Genomic DNA, 20,977 nt, shown 5'->3' on the forward strand with positions numbered 1-20,977 from the left:
AAGTATGAAAAAATGAAGGCAAAGAATCACCAATAGGTACAATACTTTGTGCGGAAAAATTACAGGAAATAGTACAACTTTTGAATTAGATGGACATGCTTTGTATAATTTATATAGGTATCAAAAAATAAATACTTATTGAAAAAAATATTAATTGGGGGGTGGAAAGAAAATGAATGTAAAAGAAGAAATATTTAATGTTACAAAATCTGAATTAGAACGTATTTATATGACTAAAGTTAATACAAATTTAATCCTTCTAAGAGGATCGTATGCAAATAAAGAAGATATCATAAATAAGCTAAAAAAAGATCCTATTACAATAATAAATCAAATAATTCCACATATAGTCACTGAAGAATTAAAATTTAGTACGTCCATTGAATCAAATGATGATGTTAGAGAAGATCATCCTATTAATATATATGATATCCTTCATATTAATCACTTTTCACTTATTACTGATGTTTCTGATATAACTTATGTATTTGAAGACTATTTAGGTAATATAACAGAAGGTTCATATTATGGAATAGATGCTTATATGGATTATTTTAACAATTATAGTGGCAAAATTTCAATTAAGGGAACATATACAAGACCAGGATTTCAGCCAGAACTAACATTAATGGACATAGACTCTGCATTAAAAACTAAAGTTAAATTAAGTGTCACTGGTTTAGCAAATGAAGTTAATACTCCAAGTTGGGTATATTACCTAGTAGAAGGCTGTATTAATTATGTAAACAATAATTACAGGATGGCTTTATTTAATATATTTGCATCTTTAGACAATTTTATTGAGGATATGATTCGAGAAATTTTAGACTACTACTTAATGAATTATAAAAGATTTTTAGATACATATGTTGATGATAACAAAGCATACTTAGAGGCTAAAATTTATCTGCAAGATAAGATAAAAAATTGCAGTAGAGATAATAGAAGACTAGTAGAAAAATTAAAAGACATAATGAGTGAGGTTAATATAAAAGGCAATAATCCTAGTTTCCAACAATTGTGTAATATATACAAAATAGAGTTTAAAAAAATAGAGACATATAGGAACAAAGTTGCTCATGGAGAGCCATGCGATGAAGAGCCTAATTTTGGTGAATCATTATATTATATTCTAACAATTATCCTATCGATTTTAAATGTTTTTGATTTTGAAAAAGATCAATGGCAAAACATAATTAGATAATTTATATTGTTGCTGTAGGTTTACAACAAAGTTTTAGTATAGAAACAAGGAGATGATTTTGTGAGTTATGGAAAGAGATTTCTTTGGTTTTCTGATTCGATTTTTTACATAAAAGATATTTCAAACAGATCTAGTTTTGATAGGGAAAAAGCTAGTATATTAAAGCTGAATGTCAATAATAATCAAATTAAAATAGAATATATAACTTTTTGTTTACCTGATGTAAGTAGTTGGGAAGCCTCTGGCTATGAGGACTTACATGAATATTTTATAGATTGTGTTAAAGGTACTAAGAAGTTAGATGGTTATTACGATTGGAATAGTTATAATGGATATTATGATGAAGATGGCAATTTAAAATATGAAAAACCAATTTGTATGAAAAATAGAATCGACTTAACAATTGAAAAAGTGAAAGAATTATTAACTATACATACTACGGACTTCGATAAAGATATTAATGACTTTATAAATTATTTATAATTGCTAATTTATAGATAGGAAAGATATTAATGATTTAATCAAATTTTATTACAAAAATAAATATAAGACTAAAGTAAAGGAGTAATATTTTTATCAAGATTTATTCAAAATATTATTTTTTAATTTAGTATGGTTATGTGAGGAACTATTTGATACTAGAGATAAAATACGCAAAAAAATTGAAACTTTAAATCATAAAGAACAAAAATTAGTTTTAAGACAAGCGTTAAATAAGATTGATGATTATTATATTGAATTTAATAAAGTTGTGTTGGTAAATCATAATAACAAAAATTTTAATATTAAATAATTTATATTTATTAAAAGAGAGTTGAATGTTTATACGTATTTTAGATATTAGCATGACGTAATTTAATAGCTGCAGTACAATATGTGGAATAATTTGCAAATGGGTATAGTCTTAAGATTATGGAATTGTAAAGTGTTGATTATTATAAATTAGATAAAAAATTATAAATAGATTTATGATACTGTGTTATATAGCATTAATTTTTTTATGGTAAACAATAAATATAAAGCATTGAGGAAGAAAATATGATTTTAGATAAAAGATTATATTCGTGAAAATAGGGAAAGTCATTGGCATAAAAGAGCTTATGGATATTTTAATTGTAAGCTCTTTTATTTATGCTTATTTTAAATTTATTATTTTATATGGTCTATTGGAAATACTTTATTTGTGATTTTAAAACTGGAGGTAGAAGAAAGAGGGAATATAAGCTTTATGTTTATGGTTTGAGGGGTATATTTTACAATAGGATATTTATAATTACAATAGTAAATAAACAGGACATAATACAAGGTTTAACTGAAAAATTAGACATTGGTGTTGAAGACATGAAAGAAAACATAAAGCTTGAGATTATGCTTGGGAGAATTTTATTCATGAAATATTTAGTAGAATATATGCTTATATTAAAAAAATTAAATCTTAAGGAAACAAAAATAACCATAATTCATTTTAAATGAGAATGGTAGTAACCATGAGAAGAGTAAGATACTTTGGATATGTATTTGTTAATGATAGAAGTGTAAAAAGGAAAACTATAGTAATTGTCGAATTAATAAAAAATGGTATTAATATTTTACTAACAAAGGAGAATTATATTGTCACGAAGAATAAATTTGAAAAAAAGAAATAAATCTAAGAAAATAAGAAGAACTAGGATAAATGATACTAATTCTAAAAAAGTACATGCAATAGTCAAAATGTTAGTAGCAACAAGGGTATTTTGTTCTCTTATTTATTTAATTTTTTATACAATTCCCAAAGATGCATGGGTATCTTTTGATGGAACCTTAAATTCAATAAATCTTTCTAAGAATGTAGTTGGATCTATTGGAGGGGAAACCAAACTTGTATATTCAAGTGGAGGAATAATTAGTAATTATCTACCTATTAAAATTCAGTACAATGATAAAACGGTAGAATTAAAGGAAGGTGGATTTAAAATTGTTTTTAGTAAGCGGAGTAATGTATCATGTGCGGGAAATATAGGACTAGGATTTAATAATTGTGTAAATATATACAATCGTAATGCACTAATAACAAATCATCTTCAAGTAAGTGGAGATATTGCAACAGTAGGTAATGGCGAAATTTATGAAGGCATAAAACATAATATATATAATAAAAAAGATGATGAGCTACATGGAATAACCTGGGAGTTAGGTGGGGCACCTAACATGGAAATTTTATTTGACCAATTTGGTATAGATAATTTATATTCAGTTTTTATTAATGACACACCATTGAATCTTAGGAATATAAAGGATAACATAATGAAAATCCAATCATCGGATGAGAAATTCCCACTTAGACTTGCAATAGATACTAAGTCAAATTTAAGTTTTAAAGTGGATAATAGATTTCGGTTTACTGGAAAATCAGATAATGTAGGTTTGTTAACTGCCAGCAAAGCTAATTTAACATTTATTAATTCCTCTACTCCTCAACAGCTTCAAGTACCATTAACTAGCTTAAGTATAAAAAGATTAGAAACAGAAGCGCGATATAAGAATAATGATGAATATTTACAAGCTAAAGATGACCCTACTCAGATGATAAATAATGATTTTGATATAAAGGTAGAAAACAACCCTAATAATTCAGATAACAATAAAGGAAGTAATAAAAATAAGTTAGAATGTTTAATTTCAGGAAGAGTTAAAGGTATTTCTTTATCAAATAAGTCTCTTTTTCCTAATATTACGCAATGGATTATATATAATTCTAATGCATTAACTACTATATTAATAACAACTTATGTTTCAATAATATTCAACAGTATTACAAAAAAAGAATAAAAAATAATTCAGGATATTTCTTAGATGATATGCGGGTTTATTTTTAGAGGAAAATTAGTAACTTAATGTTATTTAAAAAAACTACTGTACCTATTAAATTAAGATACGATAGTTTCTTCATGAAATCACTTTCTATTATAAATACAATATTATCTATCCCTATAACCTTTTCACATAAAACAATTTTCCCAGTTTTAGATGCAAAGGAAAATAGTTTTGTTATATAATAAAACTACAATCGTTATAGGTACGAGAGCCATATTATAGAAATGCTAAAAAAACTAGAATTTTTATGTTGAGGTGATTTAAAAATGGAAATTAAACAAGGTAAATTAAAAATAAATATAGGAAAGAAACCTAGTAATACATCTTTTCAATATACTGGTAAAGATAAAGCTATTATTGATAGATTAGCCCAAAAATATACTATTAAATAATCTTAATTATTTTCATGGTTTTTAAGGAAAAATAGAAGCTGATTATGTTTATATACTAGCTTCTACTTTTATGTTCTTGAAACAAAATTTTAAATATATAACAGATGGTATGATTTTCATAATGATTAAATCACATTTGTAAATTATTGTGACAAACGTGGATGGAGGAATATATTTAATGAAAAAATTTATTTCAATTATTGTTACTATAATGATAATTCTACAGTCTATAGTTTTATATTTATTTTTTAATGATAAACTTTCAAATTATCCAATAAATTTAGTAGATATAGTATGGGTAGGTTCGGCTTTGTTGGGCATTTCATTTGGGGTTCTATTCTTTAGAATAAATAAAGAAATAAAAAAACCAGAAAGTACAATTATTATGGTTGCATTACTTGGCATAATAGGATTTCCATTTATGATTTTTAATTATTGGGCTGTTGAGTTTTTTTTAATAATTCTTACATTTGGCGTACACTTTTACATGCATAGAGATAGTAAATTTACGATATTACCTGTAATATCATCTATAATGGGTATTTATTCAATAGGACTATACTTGTTAATGAACGGCATTACTTCAATGTAGATTTAATACAGAATATTCATATAAATAACTCAATAAGTAGTAATTTGTCAACTATTCAGAAAATAAAATTTATAACTAAGGAGATAAGCGCATGGAAAAGTTTGCAAAACCAGCAGTAGGTGCAATTATTGAAAAGGAAATAGACGGAGAAAAATTCATTCTAGTGCAGGAAAGACAAAAGGAAGATGGTGGTAAAGAAAATGGAATGCTTGAAATCCCAGCTGGAAAGATTAGAGAATATGAAAATGTTTTTGAAGCTTTGCGTAGAGAAGTAAAAGAAGAAACAGGATTAATTATTACAAAAATAAATGGAGAAGAGTGTAGTGTACAATCTTGTATTAATGGCAATAAAGTTATTAGTTTTCAGCCATACTGTGTTACTCAAAATTTATCTGGAGCATATTCACTTATTTTAAATACATTTCTTTGCGAGGCTGATGGGGTACTAGCTGAAACAACAGATGAAACACAAAATATACATTGGGAAAAAGCTGATTTTATACTAGATATGCTAAAAGCTAATCCGGATAGATTTTTTCTTATGCATGTCAATGCACTAAAGAAATATTTTAAAATATTGTAAAAAACAAGTTACAATTTGTAGAGGTGAAGTATCATAATTTTAGTGCCAGTTAAGTCGTATCTTTCTTATATAACGAATTATCAACAAAGTTATTAATATGTTATACACAGAAAATAGTATAAAAAGAAAGGAAGTGAATTTTAGTGAGGGTTTGGTACTTGTTATACAATCTCTCACTAAAGATAACAATATGAGTATTAATAATGATATTAATACTTAGAAAGATGTAATTGCAAATGAACAAAAATAATACAATTTATACTGATGAATTAATAAAATATGATGAAGGTATGTATAAAGGTAAAATAAATTGGGGTAGCAATATTAATAGATATTTAAAAGTATTATATGAAAATAAAAAATATTGTTTTTGTATTAAAGATTACATAAAAAGAGAGAACAAAGTAATCTTAGAATTAGATAGAAGAATACTAAAACCAATATCTACTGGACATTTATTAGAATGTAAAATAGGTGGAATTATAGGTGTTAAAAGTGGTGACTTTAAATATGTCATAGGACAAACTTTTAAAGATGATAAACGTGATATCATAATAATTGATAGAGAATATAGGTATAGGAAGAAAAAAAAATAGTTATATAGAAAAACAAAAATGGTATAAATATAAATGCAATAAATGTAATTGGCATGAAGGATGGATTGATGAAAGTTCATTATTAAAAAATGGTTGCTCATGTTGCAATGGGAAAACTGTTGTCGAAGGTATTAATGATATTCCCACTACCTCACCAAATTTAATTAAGTATTTTTTAAATGGCATAGATCAAGCTAAATTGTATACTAAAAGTGGAGGTGATGAAATATATCCAATTTGTCCTGATTGCGGAAGAATAAAATCAAAAAAAATGAAAATAGCTACGATTTACAGGTATGGAATAGGTTGTACTTGCAGTGATTCAATTTCAAAACCTAATAAAATAATGTTTAGTGTATTGGAGCAATTACAAGTAGAATTTGAAACTGAAAAAATTTTTGATTGGTGTAAATATAGTTTAAACAATAAATTAAAAACAGGTAGATATGATTTCTATGTAAAATTAAATGACAAAGAATATATTATAGAAATGGACGGCCAATGGCATAATTCTGACAACAATATGAGTGGTCAAACAAAAGAAAAAAGTAATTTTATTGATTCTGAGAAAGATAGATTAGCAAGAGAAAATGGAATTCAAGTTATAAGAATTGATTGTAACCCTAGTAAATTAGAATATATTAAAAATAGCATTAAAAAAAGTATATTGATTGATATATTTGATTTATCAACTATTGATTGGCTTAAAGTTGAAGAATTTACTTGTACTAATTTAGTGAAAGTTGCTTGCGATTATAAAAAAAACAATCCTAATATGACTACTAATGATATTGGAAAGATTATGAACTTATCCTATACAACTATATCAAAGTATTTGAAAAGAGGAAATTCTTTATCATGGTGTAATTATGATGTACAAGAAGAAATTACAAAGACTAGCATTAAGAATGGAAAGGCTAATGGAAAAAAAGTTGAAATCTTTAAAGATAACAAAAGTTTAGGTATATTTGAGTCATCAAGAGAACTAGAAAGACAAAGTTTAGAGTTGTTTGGAGTTAAATTATATCAATCTAATATATCAATTGTTTGTCTAGGAAAAAGAAAACAGTATAAGGGATATACTTTTAAAAAAATACAATAAATAATGTAATATAAATATAACATTGGATTAGTTTTCTTATTTTAGGGAACTCAAATAGTAATTTATATGATTACACTTATTTTAACTCTTTTTCTTTGATTTTACTCGAAATTATGACATTATAAACGAAGATGCTATTTTCTACATTTCTATAATAAAAAAACAAAGATTGATAAAGATATCATTAATGCTAAGAATTATATAACTTACTGATAGTAAAATTTATTTAAAAAACTAATTCGAATTTTTATGAATTTAATTTAGTTCAAAGACATATTTTGATCAATATTTTTTATAAAGTTTAAATGCTTAATTTTCTTAATATATCAAGTTTTAATCAAACTTTTTTATAAAAATAGAAAGTTATTTTTACGGAGTTAAGCCATTTATAATTATTGTTTTGATCAAATTTTTTTACAAACCTACAGTCACTAATTATAAGTAATAAGTGTCACAGGATTTTACAACATTGATAATGTATTTAAATAAAAACTCACTTCGTAGCAATAAAGTAGTCATATTAAACATGGAGTTAATGCAGTAATTTTTTCTGCATCAACTCCATGTTTTTTTCTATTTTAGAATGAAAATTAATTTATATCAAGAATATCTAAAGTAAAAAGTTGTATGGATAAACTTCTACTAATGTCTATAACGCGAAGTTGAGATGTTTTACAATATAAAGAACACATAGGAGTTCAACGAGGTTCACATCCATCATAAAACCTACGATATAAAATGTTGTTGATTATTTTAATGCTATAAATTGTGGAAGATTGTAGAACAAAAAAACGGAATAGTATACTAAAGATGCATAAAGTTTTTTATAGAGGGCAAAATATAAAAATTTAGTATTGACAAAAGTATAGTTTAGCACTAAACTAAAAATATAGATAAGAGGTAATGTTCACTCTAAAATAAAAAAGTATAGTTTAGTACTAAACAGAAGGACGGAATATGAAACAAGAATATATGAGATCATTTATGAAAGATTTTTATAATATATCAAATAAAATAAATCATATTCGTAATACATCAGTGACATTTTCAGGGAATATAACAGTAAATTCAGCTGGATTAGATTTTATCGACACAATAGGAAAAAATCCAAATGTCAACATGTCAGAAATATGTTTAATCCTCGGTCTGACAAAAGGAGCAGTGTCTCAGATGGCTACAAAACTTCAGGGAAAAGGTCTGATAAAAAAAGAAAAATCTAAAGACAATGGGAAAGACATCTATTTGGTATTAACCAAGGAAGGAGAACAAATCAATCAAGAACAGAATGAAATTCGCAAGAAGATGCATGAAGGGGTAAAAGAAATTTTAGAAGGCTATGACGAGAACGATATTGAAAAAATCGGAAAATTTCTTTCGGAAATAAGCCAATTTATGGAATACTATAAAATTGAAATATTAGGAGGGACAGAAAAGTGAAAACGGTAATAGTATATGCATCTATACATCATCAGAATACAGAAAAATTAGTAAAAGGAGTTGCAAAAGAAATAGAAGTTAATCTCATAGATATTACAAAGAATAAATCTGTAGATTTATCAGGATATGATAGGATTGGTTTTGCATCTGGAGTGTTTTACCAAAGTATGCATAAAGGTATTTTAAATTGTATTGAGAAAACAAACTTTAGAGAAGGACAAAAAGTATTTTTAATTGCAACATGTGGAGTGATAATCAGAGATTATACAAAGCCTGCAAAGAAGATTTTAGCTAAAAAGAATATTGAAGTGTTAGGCAGCTATCAGTGCAGAGGTTTTGATACATTTGGACCTTTTGCTAAAATTGGTGGGATAGCTAAAAAACATCCTAATGATAAGGATATTAGAAAAGCACAAAAATTTGTTAAGTCACTATAGAATATAATTTATAGTTTAGTACTAAACTTAAGGAGGAATAATTTATGGCAAGTCCAATGGATATGATGAAACAAAAATTAGATATGGGGCATTATGTGATGTCCGGTAAAGCGTGGTCTGAAATGAAAATTTTTGATCAGATTATGATGGATGCTCTGATGAAGCATGCATTTGGTCTGATTCAATATGGAATGACAGATTTTGGAGAAATAGTTGATGTTATTGGTCATATGAAATCAGCAGATGAAGAAGGTTGGGTAGAAGCATGGGCAAATATGGGAAGCAGATTAAAAAAGAGAGCGGTGAGTGCAGAAGAAAAGGGTAAAAAGTTATCTGCTGGAGCAGAATATTTAAGAGCATCCAGCTATTATCGAATTGCCCTTATGTATTTTAGCAGGCCAGAAGATCATAGAATGAAAGAATACTGTATGGAAAGCCATAGCTGCTACGAAAAATATCTTGAATTGTCTGGATATCCAGGAAGATATGTAGAGATTCCATATGAAGATACTTATCTACCAGGACACTTTTATCGTTCTACTGTAGCAGATGAGAAGGCACCATTATTAATTCTTACACCAGGTCGTGATACATGGGGAGAAGATACCAGATGGGTATATGATGCAGCATTAAAACGTGGTATTCACTGCCTGGTATTTGATGGACCTGGACAGGGATTTGCACTTAGATTGCAGGGACTTCCATTCAGACCAGATTGGGAAAAAGTTATCACACCAGTGATAGATTATGCAGTGCAATTTCCAGAAATTGACCCTGAGAAAATAGGTCTTATGGGAATGAGCTTTGGTGGATTCTTAGCACCAAGAGCAGTTGCTTTTGAAAAACGTATTAAACTATGCATCACAGATCCAGGTAATCTTAACTGGGGTAAAAGTATTTCTGAAAATCTAGGAAAGAGTAAGAAACTTCCCAAAATAATGATTCCTAAATCACTGACTACAATGGTTGCTGATTATGCTTGGAAACAGGGAGTAGAGAATACTGTTGATGCAGTTATTGAGGAATTAAAGAAATACGATAATACTAATATTGTTGATCAAATCACTTGCAAGATGCTTGTAATGGATGGAGTGGCTGAAATAACATACGGTGAAGCAAAGAATATGTATGATGTACTCAAATGTCCAAAGGAATATCTATTGTTTGATGAAGATACAACCGCACAGAATCATACACAGATGGGGGCTTATGCTGTAGCATCAGAGATTTTATTAGACTGGATTGAGGATAATTTGTAACAAGAATCTGAAAGGAGTATAGATATGAATGAAAGTTCAGGATACGTTGTTATAACAAGGATGACAGTTTTGTTCCATTAGAAAAAAGTAAAAATGGTTTTTATAATAAAAAATCTTCAAAATTGTCAAAGGAAGAAACAGAACGTATTATAAAATAAAGATTTATTCAGTTAGTAAGATATATTAGAAGCTACTATGAAATGGTGAGATTATAAGATTAAAAAGGTTTATGAAATGAAGGAAAGAGGTTAATTATGATATTTATTGTAGTTATTCTTAGTGTATTTATTATTTATGGCCTTACCAATTTCATAATTGCTAAAGAGGCAATGACATGGATTCTTGCTATGTGGCCAAGTTTATCCCCTTTTGTTTTTTATATTATTTATTCCATTTGTGCTTTGTCAGTAGTTATCGTGTTTTTTCTGCCTGCTAGTTTTACCATACGAAAGTATATCACCTTGTTTTCGTATTATTGGATGGGCATTTATTTTTATCTGCTTTTAGCGATTCTAATTTCAATGATAATACTGTTTTTTTGTTTCCGATTTGGTCTTGTGAGTCCAGATTTTCAACGCCAAGCTGTTCTAATAACAGGATGGATTGTATTTTTTATAGTTTCAGCATCTTTGATCTATGGGAGAGTTAATGCGGAAGATATTAAACTCAATTCCTATGAGGTAGAGATTCAAAAGAAATCTGAGATTAGTGAATTGAAAATAGCACTAATTAGCGATATTCATTTGAATGCTATAAATAATTATGACCATTTTAACAAAGTAGTTGATAAAATAAATAGTATAAATCCAGATATTTTATGCTTTTCAGGCGATATTTTTGACGGAGATTATTATGCAGCGGAAAGTCCAGAAAAGATACAAAAATTGTTGATGAGTATCCAGGTTAAATATGGAATATATGCGTGTATTGGCAACCACGATGCAGGGAAAACTTATAATCAAATGATTGAATTTCTTGAAAAATCATCTGTAAATGTTTTATATGATAACTATATCAATATTGATAATAAATTTGTAATTGCGGGAAGAAGGGATTCAAGCCCTATTGGAGATCAGGGTGAAGTAAGATCACAAATTCCTAGTTTAGGTGTGCAATATAAAGATTTGCCAATTATAGTTCTAGATCATCAGCCTTCAAATATTAGGGAATGTAATTCGGATATAGATCTTGTCTTATGTGGTCATACTCACAGAGGACAGATATTTCCTATTAATTATATAACAAAAGCTATATTTGATGTTGATTATGGATATTATAAAAAAGATCAAAATAGTCCTCATGTAATTGTCTCCTCTGGTGTAGGTACTTGGGGACCTCCATTTCGAATCGGTACGGATAATGAAGTAGTTAGCATAAATATATTTTTTAACAAGTGATTATTTTTAGTATTAGTGAAAATTACTAGAATTATAGAAAGGCATAGAGGTACATGTATGTGAACTTGAAAAGCTGATTAAGCAATTATTTAAGGATATATTATAGAGTTTAAAGTTATAATAAGCATCATCATATGCATGTTATATAGAAAGGCATTGAAAGTGTTCATTTTAATGAGGATAGTGGAGTTTAAAGATTATTCTTTATTTGTAGTTAGTTGTTATCCTTACAAATAAAGAATATAAAATAACTTGCTTAAAACCAAGAAACAACATTTCGAGGCGTTTTGTGCCCTAAAAGAAGCGTGAAAGGAATAGTTATAAAAATGAAAAAAATAAAAAAAATAGCTGCATTTGCAGTTATTATTCTAGTAGTAATAGGTGCTATAGTTGTAAAAAATAAGATGACTTCAACTGGAAAGAATACAGGCAATGCAGTAAAAGTAAACAAAACAGCAGTCGAAGTTAAAATAGCAAAAATGGTAGAAAAAAATACAAGAGATATATATAAAGCGACTTTAGAGGCATACCAGCAAGGAATGATAACAAGTAAGATATCGGCAAAGGTTATTTCAGTAACAATTGAAAATGGACAGTATGTAAATTCAGGTGATGCTATAGTTACCTTAGACGATACAGATATACAAAATAATCTCAAATCTGCACAAGCTCAATTAAAAATAAACGAGCAGCAACTAAATTCAACAGAACAGCAATTAAATTCAGCACAAATAACTATGCAAAAGCTTCAAATTAATTTGGATGATTCACAGCGTAATTATGATAGACAAAAAACTCTTTTTGAGAGTGGAGCTATATCAAAGTCAGATTTCGAAGCAGCTGAGACTAGATTAAATAATTCTAAAGCTGACTACAATTCAGGAAATGCAAATATTAAAATAACAAAAGTAAGTATTGAAACATCAAAAGCCAGCATAGAAGCACAAAAAGTTAACATAGAAAAATTTAAAAATGATTTATCTAATGTGGTGATTAAAGCACCTATAAGTGGTGTGATAAGTGATAAGGCTATAAATGTAGGACAAATGGTATCTCCAGGTACAGTACTTGCAAAGGTTAATGATACATCATCTATATATGCAACAATACAAGTGCCGCAAGAAAAAATAAGTGATACAAAAATAGGACAATCTGCTACAGTTACAGTTGGGGGAAGTGATCGAGTATTTCATGGAAAAGTTCAAAATATAGATTTGTCAGCGGATGTAGCATCTAGAGTATTTAATTGTAAGATAAAAATAGACAATAATGATAAGGCATTATATCCAGGTGTTTATACTAAAACAGAGCTTCTAAGTTTAGAAAAAACTCAAGTTATTACCACGCCAGTAAATGTTTTAGTTGGAAATGAGGGTAATTATTCAGTTTTCATAAATGATAATGGCAAAGCTAAAAAGCAAAAAGTTACTATTGGAGAAACATATGATAATAAGGTTGAAATATCATCAGGAATAAAAGATGGAGATCAAATAATATGTACAAATACTGGTACATTGCAAGATGGTGATGAGATAGAGGTAACTTCTAGTGGAAATGATGATTTATCTCAAACAAATAGTATACAAAAAGATGATTTACTGCAAGAAGGTTCGAAATAGGAGGGATGATAAATGAATATAGCCAATATTAGTATAAAAAGACCTGTACTTATAACAGTTATAATGATTGCCCTCACTATTTTAGGATTTACAAATTATCAGAAACTAGTACTTAATGATATGCCAGAGGCAGATATGCCTTATGTTTCAGTTGTTGTTACAGAAAGGGGAGCAACACCACAAGAATTAGAAACAAAGGTAACAAAAAAAGTTGAAGATGCAGTTCAAAAAATTTCAGGGGTTGACACTATAACTTCTACTGTAACAGAAGGAGTTTCACAAACTACTATAGGGTTTGATTTAAGCAAAAACTCTGATATTGCAGCACAAGAAGTTAGAGATAAGGTATCAAGCATTAAGGGGCAATTACCAACGGATACTGATGATCCAGTTATTTCTAAGATTGATATGTCAGCATCATCTATAGTATCTATTGCTGTTTATGGCTTAGATGATAATAAAAAATTATCAGATATTATAGATAATACTATAAAACCTAAATTGTATACAGTTTCTGGAATTGGATCAGTAGATGTATCAGGAGAAGATACAAGGGAAATTCATGTAAAGTTAGATAATAGTAAACTATTACAGTATGGTCTTACATCAAGTCAAATAGTAAACAGTATTAAAACGGACAATATTGATCAATCAAGTGGAAAAGTCTCAACTGTAAACAATGAAATTGCTATTAGTACAAATAGTAAGATACAAAAAGTTGAAGATTTTAAGAATATTCTAATAGCTAAAAAAAATGGATCTGAAATTAGATTAAAAGATATTGCAAAGGTTGAAGATGCAATTGAAGATAAGACAAGTCTTGCTTTTTATCAACGAAATGAATCAATTGGTATAGATATAGTTAAGCAATCCGGTGCTAATACTGTTGAAGTTGCTAAAAATGTTAAAAAGGTAGTCAATGAGGTTAAAACTTCTCTGCCAGAAAGTGTCCATATTGATATTGTTAGTGATAATTCAAAAGCCATTCAAAGTACAGTAGAAGGAGTTAATCAAACTATTATAGAGGGATGTGTACTTGCAGTTCTTATTGTATTCTTGTTCTTACATGAATGGGAAAGTACTTTTATAAGTGGATTATCACTTCCTATTTCAATTATAACTACTTTTATTTGCATGAAAATTATGAACTTTTCATTAAACACAATGTCTTTAACTGGATTATCACTGGCAGTAGGGCTTTTAATTGATGATGCAATAGTCGTTATTGAAAATATTGTAAGTCATCTGCATAAGGGAAAAGGACCAATAGAAGCAGCTAGAGATGCTACATCTGAAATTGGGTTTGCAGTAATAGCAACGACTTCAGCTGTTATAGCAGTATTTTTGCCTATAGCAATGATTGAAGGGATTCTTGGAAAATACTTTATTGAATTTGCTTTGACTATTGTTTTCAGTATGGTAGTTTCATTGTTTGTATCTTTTACACTTGTACCAATGATGTCATCTAAAATGCTTAAAGGTGGGAAAAAAGAAAGTAAAACATTTGTTGGTAAGTTTTTTGAATGGTTCAATGAAATGTTTGATAGCTTAGCTGAAAAATATTCACATTTGTTGATAAAAACCCTTAATCATAGATTATTAGTCTTAATTGCTTGTGTAGCTATGTTTGCAGCAAGTATTATATTAGCTACGAGTTTAGGATTTTCAATGATTCCCTCATCTGATAATAATAAGATAACAGTTAATGCTGATTTCGATTCTGGAATGACTCTAGATGTAGCTTCCCGAAAAAATAAACAGTTGGAAGAAATCATAAAAAGTAAGCATCCAGAAGTGGAAGGGATTTATTCTGCTGTAAGTAAAAGTAAAACATCAATAAAACTAGAGTTGATAGATAAAAAAAATCGTAAGAACAGTTCAAGAGAGATAGCAGAGATGCTCAGAACGGATTTACACGGAATTCCAGGAGCTAAGGTTACAGTATCAGCTTCATCAATTGCAGGTGGAGGAGGAACCTCAAAAGATATAACTTACAATCTTGTAAGCGAAGATAGGGAAAAACTTCAAGTTTTTGCAGAAAAAATAAAGAAGGAATTGGCAGAAGACCCTAATTCCAGAGATGTAAGCAGTAATAATAAATCTGGTGCGCCACAAGTAGAAATAGAGGTCGATAGAGATAAAGCAGCAGATCTAGGCGTTAATAGTGCAGATGTAGCAAGTACGTTATATACATTATTTAATGGATCAACCGTGACGAAATACGATGGTGGAACAGATAGATATAACGTAAAAGTATCTCTTGATGAAGGACAGCGCAAAAATATTGGAAATCTTGATGAAATTTATATTTCAGGTTCAAATAATGCTCAAATTCCATTAACTCAAGTAACCAAGAAAGTAGTTGGAACGACTTTATCAGAGTTACATAGATATGGTAAACAAGCACAAGTTGAAATTTCTTGCAATGTTTCAGGAATTTCAACAGGTACTTTTGAAAATAAATATCTTCAAAAAATTAAAAGTAATTTGCCAGAAGGAGTTTCATTATCTGTTGGTGGAATGAATCAACAGATGCAAAAAAGTGTAGCAAGTTTAATTCAATCAATAGGGTTGGCAGTTCTTTTCTTATATTTAGTTATGGCAGCACAATTTGAAAGCTTTATTGATCCTATATCTATTCTGTTTGCCTTGCCACTTGCAATAATAGGAGCGATGATAGGATTATTTGTTTTTGGAAGTGATATAAGTATGACAGCATTACTTGGTATAGTAATGCTCATGGGATTGGTTTCAAAAAATGGAATATTGCTTGTTGATGCAGCTAAGGCAAAGATCCAAGAAGGTATACCTAGAAATGAAGCCTTAAAGGAAGCAGGACTTACAAGATTACGTCCAATAATTATGACAACATTAGCTATGGTATTTGGTATGTTTCCTTCAGCAGTTTCTAAAAGCTTAGGATCAGAAATGACTGCACCAATGGCGCAAGTTGTAATTGGAGGCTTAATTACTGCTACAATTTTAACATTAGTTGTAGTACCAATAGCATATACATTGTTAGATGATTTAAAAAGAAAATTCAAAAGATTTGGAATAAAAACGAGAAAAGCTAATGTAGAAGAATCAAATTTAAATTTGTAGAGATCATAAAATTTTAAAGGGGCTATGCTAAAATTCAGGTTCTTTCTCATGTTAGGATATTTGTTATATGTGGCTCTTCTAATTTTCCTGGATATAAAAGAATATTCCAGAGAATTGAGAGAAGCAATATATCCAAAGCTGAGAAAGAACCAAAATTCAATTTAGATAGTCCCTTTAAATATATTTTATTAGTTATGCATTGTTGATTGAAGCAAGGTGTAGTCATTTTGTTTTTATGATTAATAATTTTTTCATTAACGACCTGTTGTAAAATGAAATTCAGCCAATAAAAAATACATATTTGATTATGTGTTATGATTTTATTTAGTGGATTTCACCCACCGTGTTTCGCATCCGCCATTAAAACCCACGATACATATGACCGTATGGAGGAATCCAATTGTACCAGTAAAATAAATTTTAACGAAGTTAAATAAACTTATACGAAGAAAAATAAAGTACTATGAAAAGTCATGCACCAGTCGCAGGAATTTCCCTGCCATGCTGCATGACTTTTCTTTGCTTCCAAGGGGTACGGCAGTCCTCCTTTTTTAAATTATTGGATTTATAATTGGAAAACTAATTGGAAGGATAACCAGACAAACACGTCTTAATATGATGAAATTACTAGGTTTCAATAGAACTATATAAAGAAAAAATTAAATAGACCGCCCTCGAAAGAGGCTTTTTCTTACTATTTTTTACTGGGGGTTTGGGGAGGAATAGGGAAAATGTATGGTAAGGCTCATGGAATAAGGGGTTGAAGGGGGTGAGAGAGGGGTGAAGGTCAACCTGCTCCAGACTATCTTTAAGAAGAAGGAGCAATGAGGTAGAGGTACAGTATGATAGGGGATTTTAATGATTAGAGAAGTTATTATAACTTATGCCTCATATCTGTTATCATATAAATAGTCGTTATTCTTAGTGAATAATTTTCATTAGTTAGAAATTAACTTATGAGTCAATTTTGACTCTCAACATCGCAATCAAGCAAAATCATTTGTGAATTGAAAATTATAAACTATAGCAATAAAATAGTAGTAATTATATTAAATTACCGCTTTAATATAATTACTGTAATACAACAACTGTAGCAAAAATGTATAAAGACAATTTTAATACAATTTATAATAACCCAGAATATTATAAGGATTCTATTATATATGACAAATTAGGATAATGGTTTAAAAAGGACTTTTGATTAATTGAGATCAGAGGTCCTTTTATCTATTATTGTATAAGTGAAATTAAATATATAAAGATATTTTTTATTTAGAAGAATATTTTATATAACAAATAATATGATTAGTATTGGAAGTTTTTGTTGAGGTGTATAAATGAATAAGCAATTAGTGGACAGCATTGATTTAAATATTGGTGAAAATTATTTAAATGATTGGGATGTCTATTATGCAATAAGAGAAATAATTGCTAATGCACTGGATGAGAAGAAAAGTGAGAAGATTGAGATAGTAGAAAAAGCTGAAGATGAGTATATAATTAGAGATTTTGGCAGTGGATTAAAAATAGAGAACTTTATCATGATGGGTAGTGATAAGGCTACTAAGAATAATGTAATAGGAAAGTTCGGTGTAGGATTGAAGGATGCATTGAGTGTACTTAGTAATAATGGTATTGAGATAGAGATTATGACGGCTAAGTATATATTCGAACTTAATATGCAAGAGAAAAGTCAAATAACAAGAATTAAAACATTGCATGTACAAGCTTATCGAAATGATGAAAAGGATTTTAAAGGAACGAAGTTTACTCTAAAAAAGTGCAACTGGGAGCATATAGAGCAAGCTAAGAATCAATTTTTAATATACAAAGATCAAGAAGTCAAGATTATTGAGGAAACACACTATGGTGATATTCTAATAAAGGAAAATAGTGTTGCTGATATTTATATAAATGGAATGAAAATAAGTGAAGATAAAAACTTGGCATTTTCGTATAATATAAAAAATATATCTTCAAAATTAAAAAGTGCCATTAACAGAGATAGAAGGTATGTAAGTAGAGATGCTTATAGAGAAGATATAAAGAAAATCATAGAAAATTGTAAAGAAAAATATGTACTAGATACTTTTGAAAAACAACTTAAAAGAACCTATAGTGATAATAGCTATTCGGAAATAAAATGGAATACTGTATTAGTCATGGTCAGCAACTATATTATAAATAAATATAAACATAAGAATGTAAGATTTATAGGTAACATTGATATTCGCAATAATAAAGAATTATATGATGTACTTTGTAAAAGTAAAGATACGGAAATAATTAATGTATCCCAAAAAATTAAAGAAGATATAAAAAAGTATAAAAAAGATATAGTTGAGGATAACCTATTCATTGAGGATTCAACTATTGCTGAAGAAAATCTCTTAAGTATAGAAGAGTTAGATGAGCCGAAAAGGAAAATATTGCAAGAATGCATTGATATTCTAAAGAAAGTAGATTTCATTAAAGATGATTATGTTTCAATATATAACATAAAGATATCAAGGATACCTATAGGAAGCACTATGCATAGACAAGATGGAATAGTAATACCGTTGAATTCTTTAACTGATTTAGAAACCTGTGCTGTTAAAATTATAAATATACTATCTAGTTTAGGAAATAACTCAACAGAATTTAAAGATAAAATAGTTGGCAATCTAATAAAAATTATCTATGAGCGAGATATGAATATAAATGATTAATAGTATTATGGCAGTAAAATAATGGACTAGCCTTTTGATTTGATACCTTAGAAAAAACTATTTTGCTACTGTTAACTTATTATAAATGATCTTATCTCAAGGGATTAACAATAGTTCTTTTACAGTCGAAGAAGGTTTTGGTATTTATTGAAAGGCTTAACTACCGCTAAGTTAGATCCTATGGGAATAATTATTCATCTATTAAGTAACAACATCAACTGATTTAAATAAATCTTTTCTAGTTCTTAAAAAATATTATTCCTATTTAAGTAACAACTGTGCATATGAAAAATCCACTAAAATACTGCATTATTCGAACTTGAATTATGTGGTGTTCTTTTTTTATGAGAAACTATAAGAAAAAGGCAATCAATTACTTTAAAGCATTTTAATTTAAATGTTTCATGTTTTATCAGTAGCTACTTCGCCTTCTTATAAACTTCATGTTGAAGAATCTTTCCTTTTAACAAGTAAACTCCATTTCTATTCTCATTGATCATTATAGTAAATGAATCTAGAGGAACCACATCACATATTCATAGGGTACTAAACATAGAATGTTATAAAATCAGTTGAAATTCTAAACATATAGTATTAAATAGAAGAAAATAGAAATTAAGTTAACTTAATCAGTTTAACTGTGAATATTTAGATGTAAATGGTCAAAAATAAAGATGTATTCTGGTAAAAGAAGAAAAGTTTTTAACCAAATAAGAAGCAATTGATATACTACATGATCTTGAAGAAAAAACAAAATAAGCATTATAGGAGGTGTAATTTATATGAAGTGGGACAATAAAAATTGGGAAGAAGAAGATACCAAGTTTGCTCCAAAGAGAAAAGTGAATAATAAGGCGAGTCATGAATTACATAATATAATGGGTGCATTCTATAGTTATAAAATGAATAGAGTAATAGAACATGAGAGTCTGAATGAATGGTTGTTTTATTCTTTGTTAGAACTTGATAATGCGACAAAAAGGTATTACCCCCAGCCAGTGACTATTGATATACCGTATATAGATGAACATGGAAATAAAAAGACATGGTCACATATTTCAGATGTTCTTGTATTTAGACAAGGCATGATGCCTGTACTATACCAAGTTAAAGAAAAACAAGAGGAAAATAAGAAGAATTCTTTTATAAATAAGATTTGTTCACGATATACCAAAGAGCGTGGGTGGGGGTATTGTGTAATTTATCCCAAAAAGCTTTCTAAAACTGTTTTAGAAAATATAAATTTTTTAATGGCTTTTACTAAGCATAGAAGTGGATTTGATATTTTGGAACCTAAATTAATTGAACAACTTTCTGAGATGGGTAGCACAACAATTATAGATTTAGCGGAGAGGTTACAGATAGGAATTAATGTGATGTCATTATTACCTGCTATTTATCACCTAATAGCAACAGGAGTATTCTATACAAGTATTAGTAAGAAAATAAATCAGTCCAGTGAGATAAAGATTATTGTAAACGAAGGCTTGTTGGAAGGTGTTTTAAATGAAATATATGAGATTAAGAAATAATTCGATTATATGGTTTCGTGGACAAAAATTTGTTGTTATGGACATAATGCCACCCAATTTAACAATTAGGAGAATAGGGGATGGTTTTTTTATAGATATAGGCTATGAAGAATTAATTATTGACAGTACATTTAAGCAAGAAAGTACAAACTAATAAG

At 28.4% G+C, this 20,977-nt stretch carries 18 protein-coding genes; all 18 read left to right on the forward strand.

The features are described 5' to 3' along the window. Positions 1-172 precede the first annotated feature (172 nt). The 18 genes from HBE96_RS05860 (at position 173) to HBE96_RS05940 (ending at position 20,973) form a co-directional block, all read left to right on the forward strand. Positions 173-1,204 (forward strand): HEPN domain-containing protein, encoded by a 1,032-nt coding sequence (locus tag HBE96_RS05860; RefSeq protein ID WP_169296825.1) that lies wholly within the window; start codon positions 173-175, stop codon positions 1,202-1,204. Positions 1,205-1,264: 60 nt separating this feature from the next. Beyond that, positions 1,265-1,687, forward strand: a complete 423-nt coding sequence (locus tag HBE96_RS05865; protein WP_169296826.1) for a hypothetical protein — start codon at positions 1,265-1,267, stop codon at positions 1,685-1,687. A gap of 648 nt (positions 1,688-2,335) precedes the next feature. Further along, positions 2,336-2,677 (forward strand): hypothetical protein, encoded by a 342-nt coding sequence (locus HBE96_RS05870; RefSeq protein WP_169296827.1) that lies wholly within the window; start codon positions 2,336-2,338, stop codon positions 2,675-2,677. A 138-nt stretch (positions 2,678-2,815) separates the two neighbouring features. After that, positions 2,816-4,015 carry a hypothetical protein gene (locus tag HBE96_RS05875; protein ID WP_169296828.1) on the forward strand — a complete coding sequence of 400 codons (1,200 nt, stop codon included), beginning with the start codon at positions 2,816-2,818 and terminating at the stop codon, positions 4,013-4,015. A gap of 311 nt (positions 4,016-4,326) precedes the next feature. Then, positions 4,327-4,452 (forward strand): hypothetical protein, encoded by a 126-nt coding sequence (locus tag HBE96_RS26620; protein WP_281064330.1) that lies wholly within the window; start codon positions 4,327-4,329, stop codon positions 4,450-4,452. 178 nt (positions 4,453-4,630) lie between these two features. Further along, a complete protein-coding gene (locus HBE96_RS05880; RefSeq protein ID WP_169296829.1) occupies positions 4,631-5,044 on the forward strand; it encodes a hypothetical protein in 414 nt (137 codons plus the stop codon). A 91-nt stretch (positions 5,045-5,135) separates the two neighbouring features. Continuing rightward, a complete protein-coding gene (locus HBE96_RS05885) occupies positions 5,136-5,627 on the forward strand; it encodes an NUDIX hydrolase (RefSeq protein ID WP_169296830.1) in 492 nt (163 codons plus the stop codon). Positions 5,628-5,863: 236 nt separating this feature from the next. Further along, positions 5,864-6,223: a hypothetical protein gene (locus tag HBE96_RS05890; RefSeq protein ID WP_169296831.1), complete on the forward strand. Its 360-nt coding sequence runs from the start codon at positions 5,864-5,866 to the stop codon at positions 6,221-6,223. Then, positions 6,186-7,325, forward strand: coding sequence for a hypothetical protein (locus HBE96_RS05895; protein ID WP_169296832.1), 1,140 nt, complete (start codon positions 6,186-6,188; stop codon positions 7,323-7,325). The genes HBE96_RS05890 and HBE96_RS05895 overlap by 38 nt, the downstream gene beginning before the upstream one ends. A gap of 957 nt (positions 7,326-8,282) precedes the next feature. Then, positions 8,283-8,762, forward strand: coding sequence for a MarR family winged helix-turn-helix transcriptional regulator (locus tag HBE96_RS05900; protein ID WP_169296833.1), 480 nt, complete (start codon positions 8,283-8,285; stop codon positions 8,760-8,762). Then, positions 8,759-9,199 (forward strand): flavodoxin domain-containing protein, encoded by a 441-nt coding sequence (locus tag HBE96_RS05905; RefSeq protein WP_169296834.1) that lies wholly within the window; start codon positions 8,759-8,761, stop codon positions 9,197-9,199. Before HBE96_RS05900 ends, HBE96_RS05905 begins: the two co-directional genes overlap by 4 nt. A gap of 44 nt (positions 9,200-9,243) precedes the next feature. After that, complete coding sequence (locus tag HBE96_RS05910) at positions 9,244-10,458, forward strand: alpha/beta hydrolase family protein (protein ID WP_206154844.1); 1,215 nt, start codon at positions 9,244-9,246, stop codon at positions 10,456-10,458. Positions 10,459-11,015: 557 nt separating this feature from the next. After that, positions 11,016-11,855 (forward strand): metallophosphoesterase, encoded by an 840-nt coding sequence (locus tag HBE96_RS05915; RefSeq protein WP_342590156.1) that lies wholly within the window; start codon positions 11,016-11,018, stop codon positions 11,853-11,855. 326 nt (positions 11,856-12,181) lie between these two features. Further along, complete coding sequence (locus tag HBE96_RS05920) at positions 12,182-13,474, forward strand: efflux RND transporter periplasmic adaptor subunit (RefSeq protein WP_169296836.1); 1,293 nt, start codon at positions 12,182-12,184, stop codon at positions 13,472-13,474. Positions 13,475-13,486: 12 nt separating this feature from the next. Further along, entirely contained in the window at positions 13,487-16,576 is a 3,090-nt protein-coding gene (locus HBE96_RS05925; RefSeq protein ID WP_169296837.1) for an efflux RND transporter permease subunit, read from the forward strand. Positions 16,577-17,913: 1,337 nt separating this feature from the next. Continuing rightward, a complete protein-coding gene (locus tag HBE96_RS05930) occupies positions 17,914-19,287 on the forward strand; it encodes an ATP-binding protein (protein ID WP_169296838.1) in 1,374 nt (457 codons plus the stop codon). Positions 19,288-20,069: 782 nt separating this feature from the next. Further along, the gene (locus HBE96_RS05935) at positions 20,070-20,819 is read left to right on the forward strand and encodes a TnsA endonuclease N-terminal domain-containing protein (protein ID WP_169296839.1); all 750 of its coding nucleotides are present in this window, start codon (positions 20,070-20,072) and stop codon (positions 20,817-20,819) included. After that, on the forward strand, positions 20,794-20,973 hold the full coding sequence (locus HBE96_RS05940) for a hypothetical protein (protein WP_169296840.1): 180 nt from the start codon (positions 20,794-20,796) through the stop codon (positions 20,971-20,973). Before HBE96_RS05935 ends, HBE96_RS05940 begins: the two co-directional genes overlap by 26 nt. Positions 20,974-20,977: the final 4 nt, after the last annotated feature.

This window comes from Clostridium muellerianum (assembly GCF_012926525.1).
Lineage (GTDB): Bacteria > Bacillota > Clostridia > Clostridiales > Clostridiaceae > Clostridium_AM > Clostridium_AM muellerianum.

What these genes read in the sequence shown, in the direction of transcription:
- HBE96_RS05860 (WP_169296825.1), top strand. Translation starts at nt 173, where the DNA reads ATGAATGTAAAAGAAGAAATATTTAATGTTACAAAATCTGAATTAGAA.
- HBE96_RS05870 (WP_169296827.1), top strand. Translation starts at nt 2,336, where the DNA reads ATGCTTATTTTAAATTTATTATTTTATATGGTCTATTGGAAATACTTT.
- HBE96_RS26620 (WP_281064330.1), top strand. Translation starts at nt 4,327, where the DNA reads ATGGAAATTAAACAAGGTAAATTAAAAATAAATATAGGAAAGAAACCT.
- HBE96_RS05880 (WP_169296829.1), top strand. Translation starts at nt 4,631, where the DNA reads ATGAAAAAATTTATTTCAATTATTGTTACTATAATGATAATTCTACAG.
- HBE96_RS05885 (WP_169296830.1), top strand. Translation starts at nt 5,136, where the DNA reads ATGGAAAAGTTTGCAAAACCAGCAGTAGGTGCAATTATTGAAAAGGAA.
- HBE96_RS05890 (WP_169296831.1), top strand. Translation starts at nt 5,864, where the DNA reads ATGAACAAAAATAATACAATTTATACTGATGAATTAATAAAATATGAT.
- HBE96_RS05900 (WP_169296833.1), top strand. Translation starts at nt 8,283, where the DNA reads ATGAAACAAGAATATATGAGATCATTTATGAAAGATTTTTATAATATA.
- HBE96_RS05910 (WP_206154844.1), top strand. Translation starts at nt 9,244, where the DNA reads ATGGCAAGTCCAATGGATATGATGAAACAAAAATTAGATATGGGGCAT.
- HBE96_RS05920 (WP_169296836.1), top strand. Translation starts at nt 12,182, where the DNA reads ATGAAAAAAATAAAAAAAATAGCTGCATTTGCAGTTATTATTCTAGTA.
- HBE96_RS05925 (WP_169296837.1), top strand. Translation starts at nt 13,487, where the DNA reads ATGAATATAGCCAATATTAGTATAAAAAGACCTGTACTTATAACAGTT.
- HBE96_RS05930 (WP_169296838.1), top strand. Translation starts at nt 17,914, where the DNA reads ATGAATAAGCAATTAGTGGACAGCATTGATTTAAATATTGGTGAAAAT.
- HBE96_RS05935 (WP_169296839.1), top strand. Translation starts at nt 20,070, where the DNA reads ATGAAGTGGGACAATAAAAATTGGGAAGAAGAAGATACCAAGTTTGCT.
- HBE96_RS05940 (WP_169296840.1), top strand. Translation starts at nt 20,794, where the DNA reads ATGAAATATATGAGATTAAGAAATAATTCGATTATATGGTTTCGTGGA.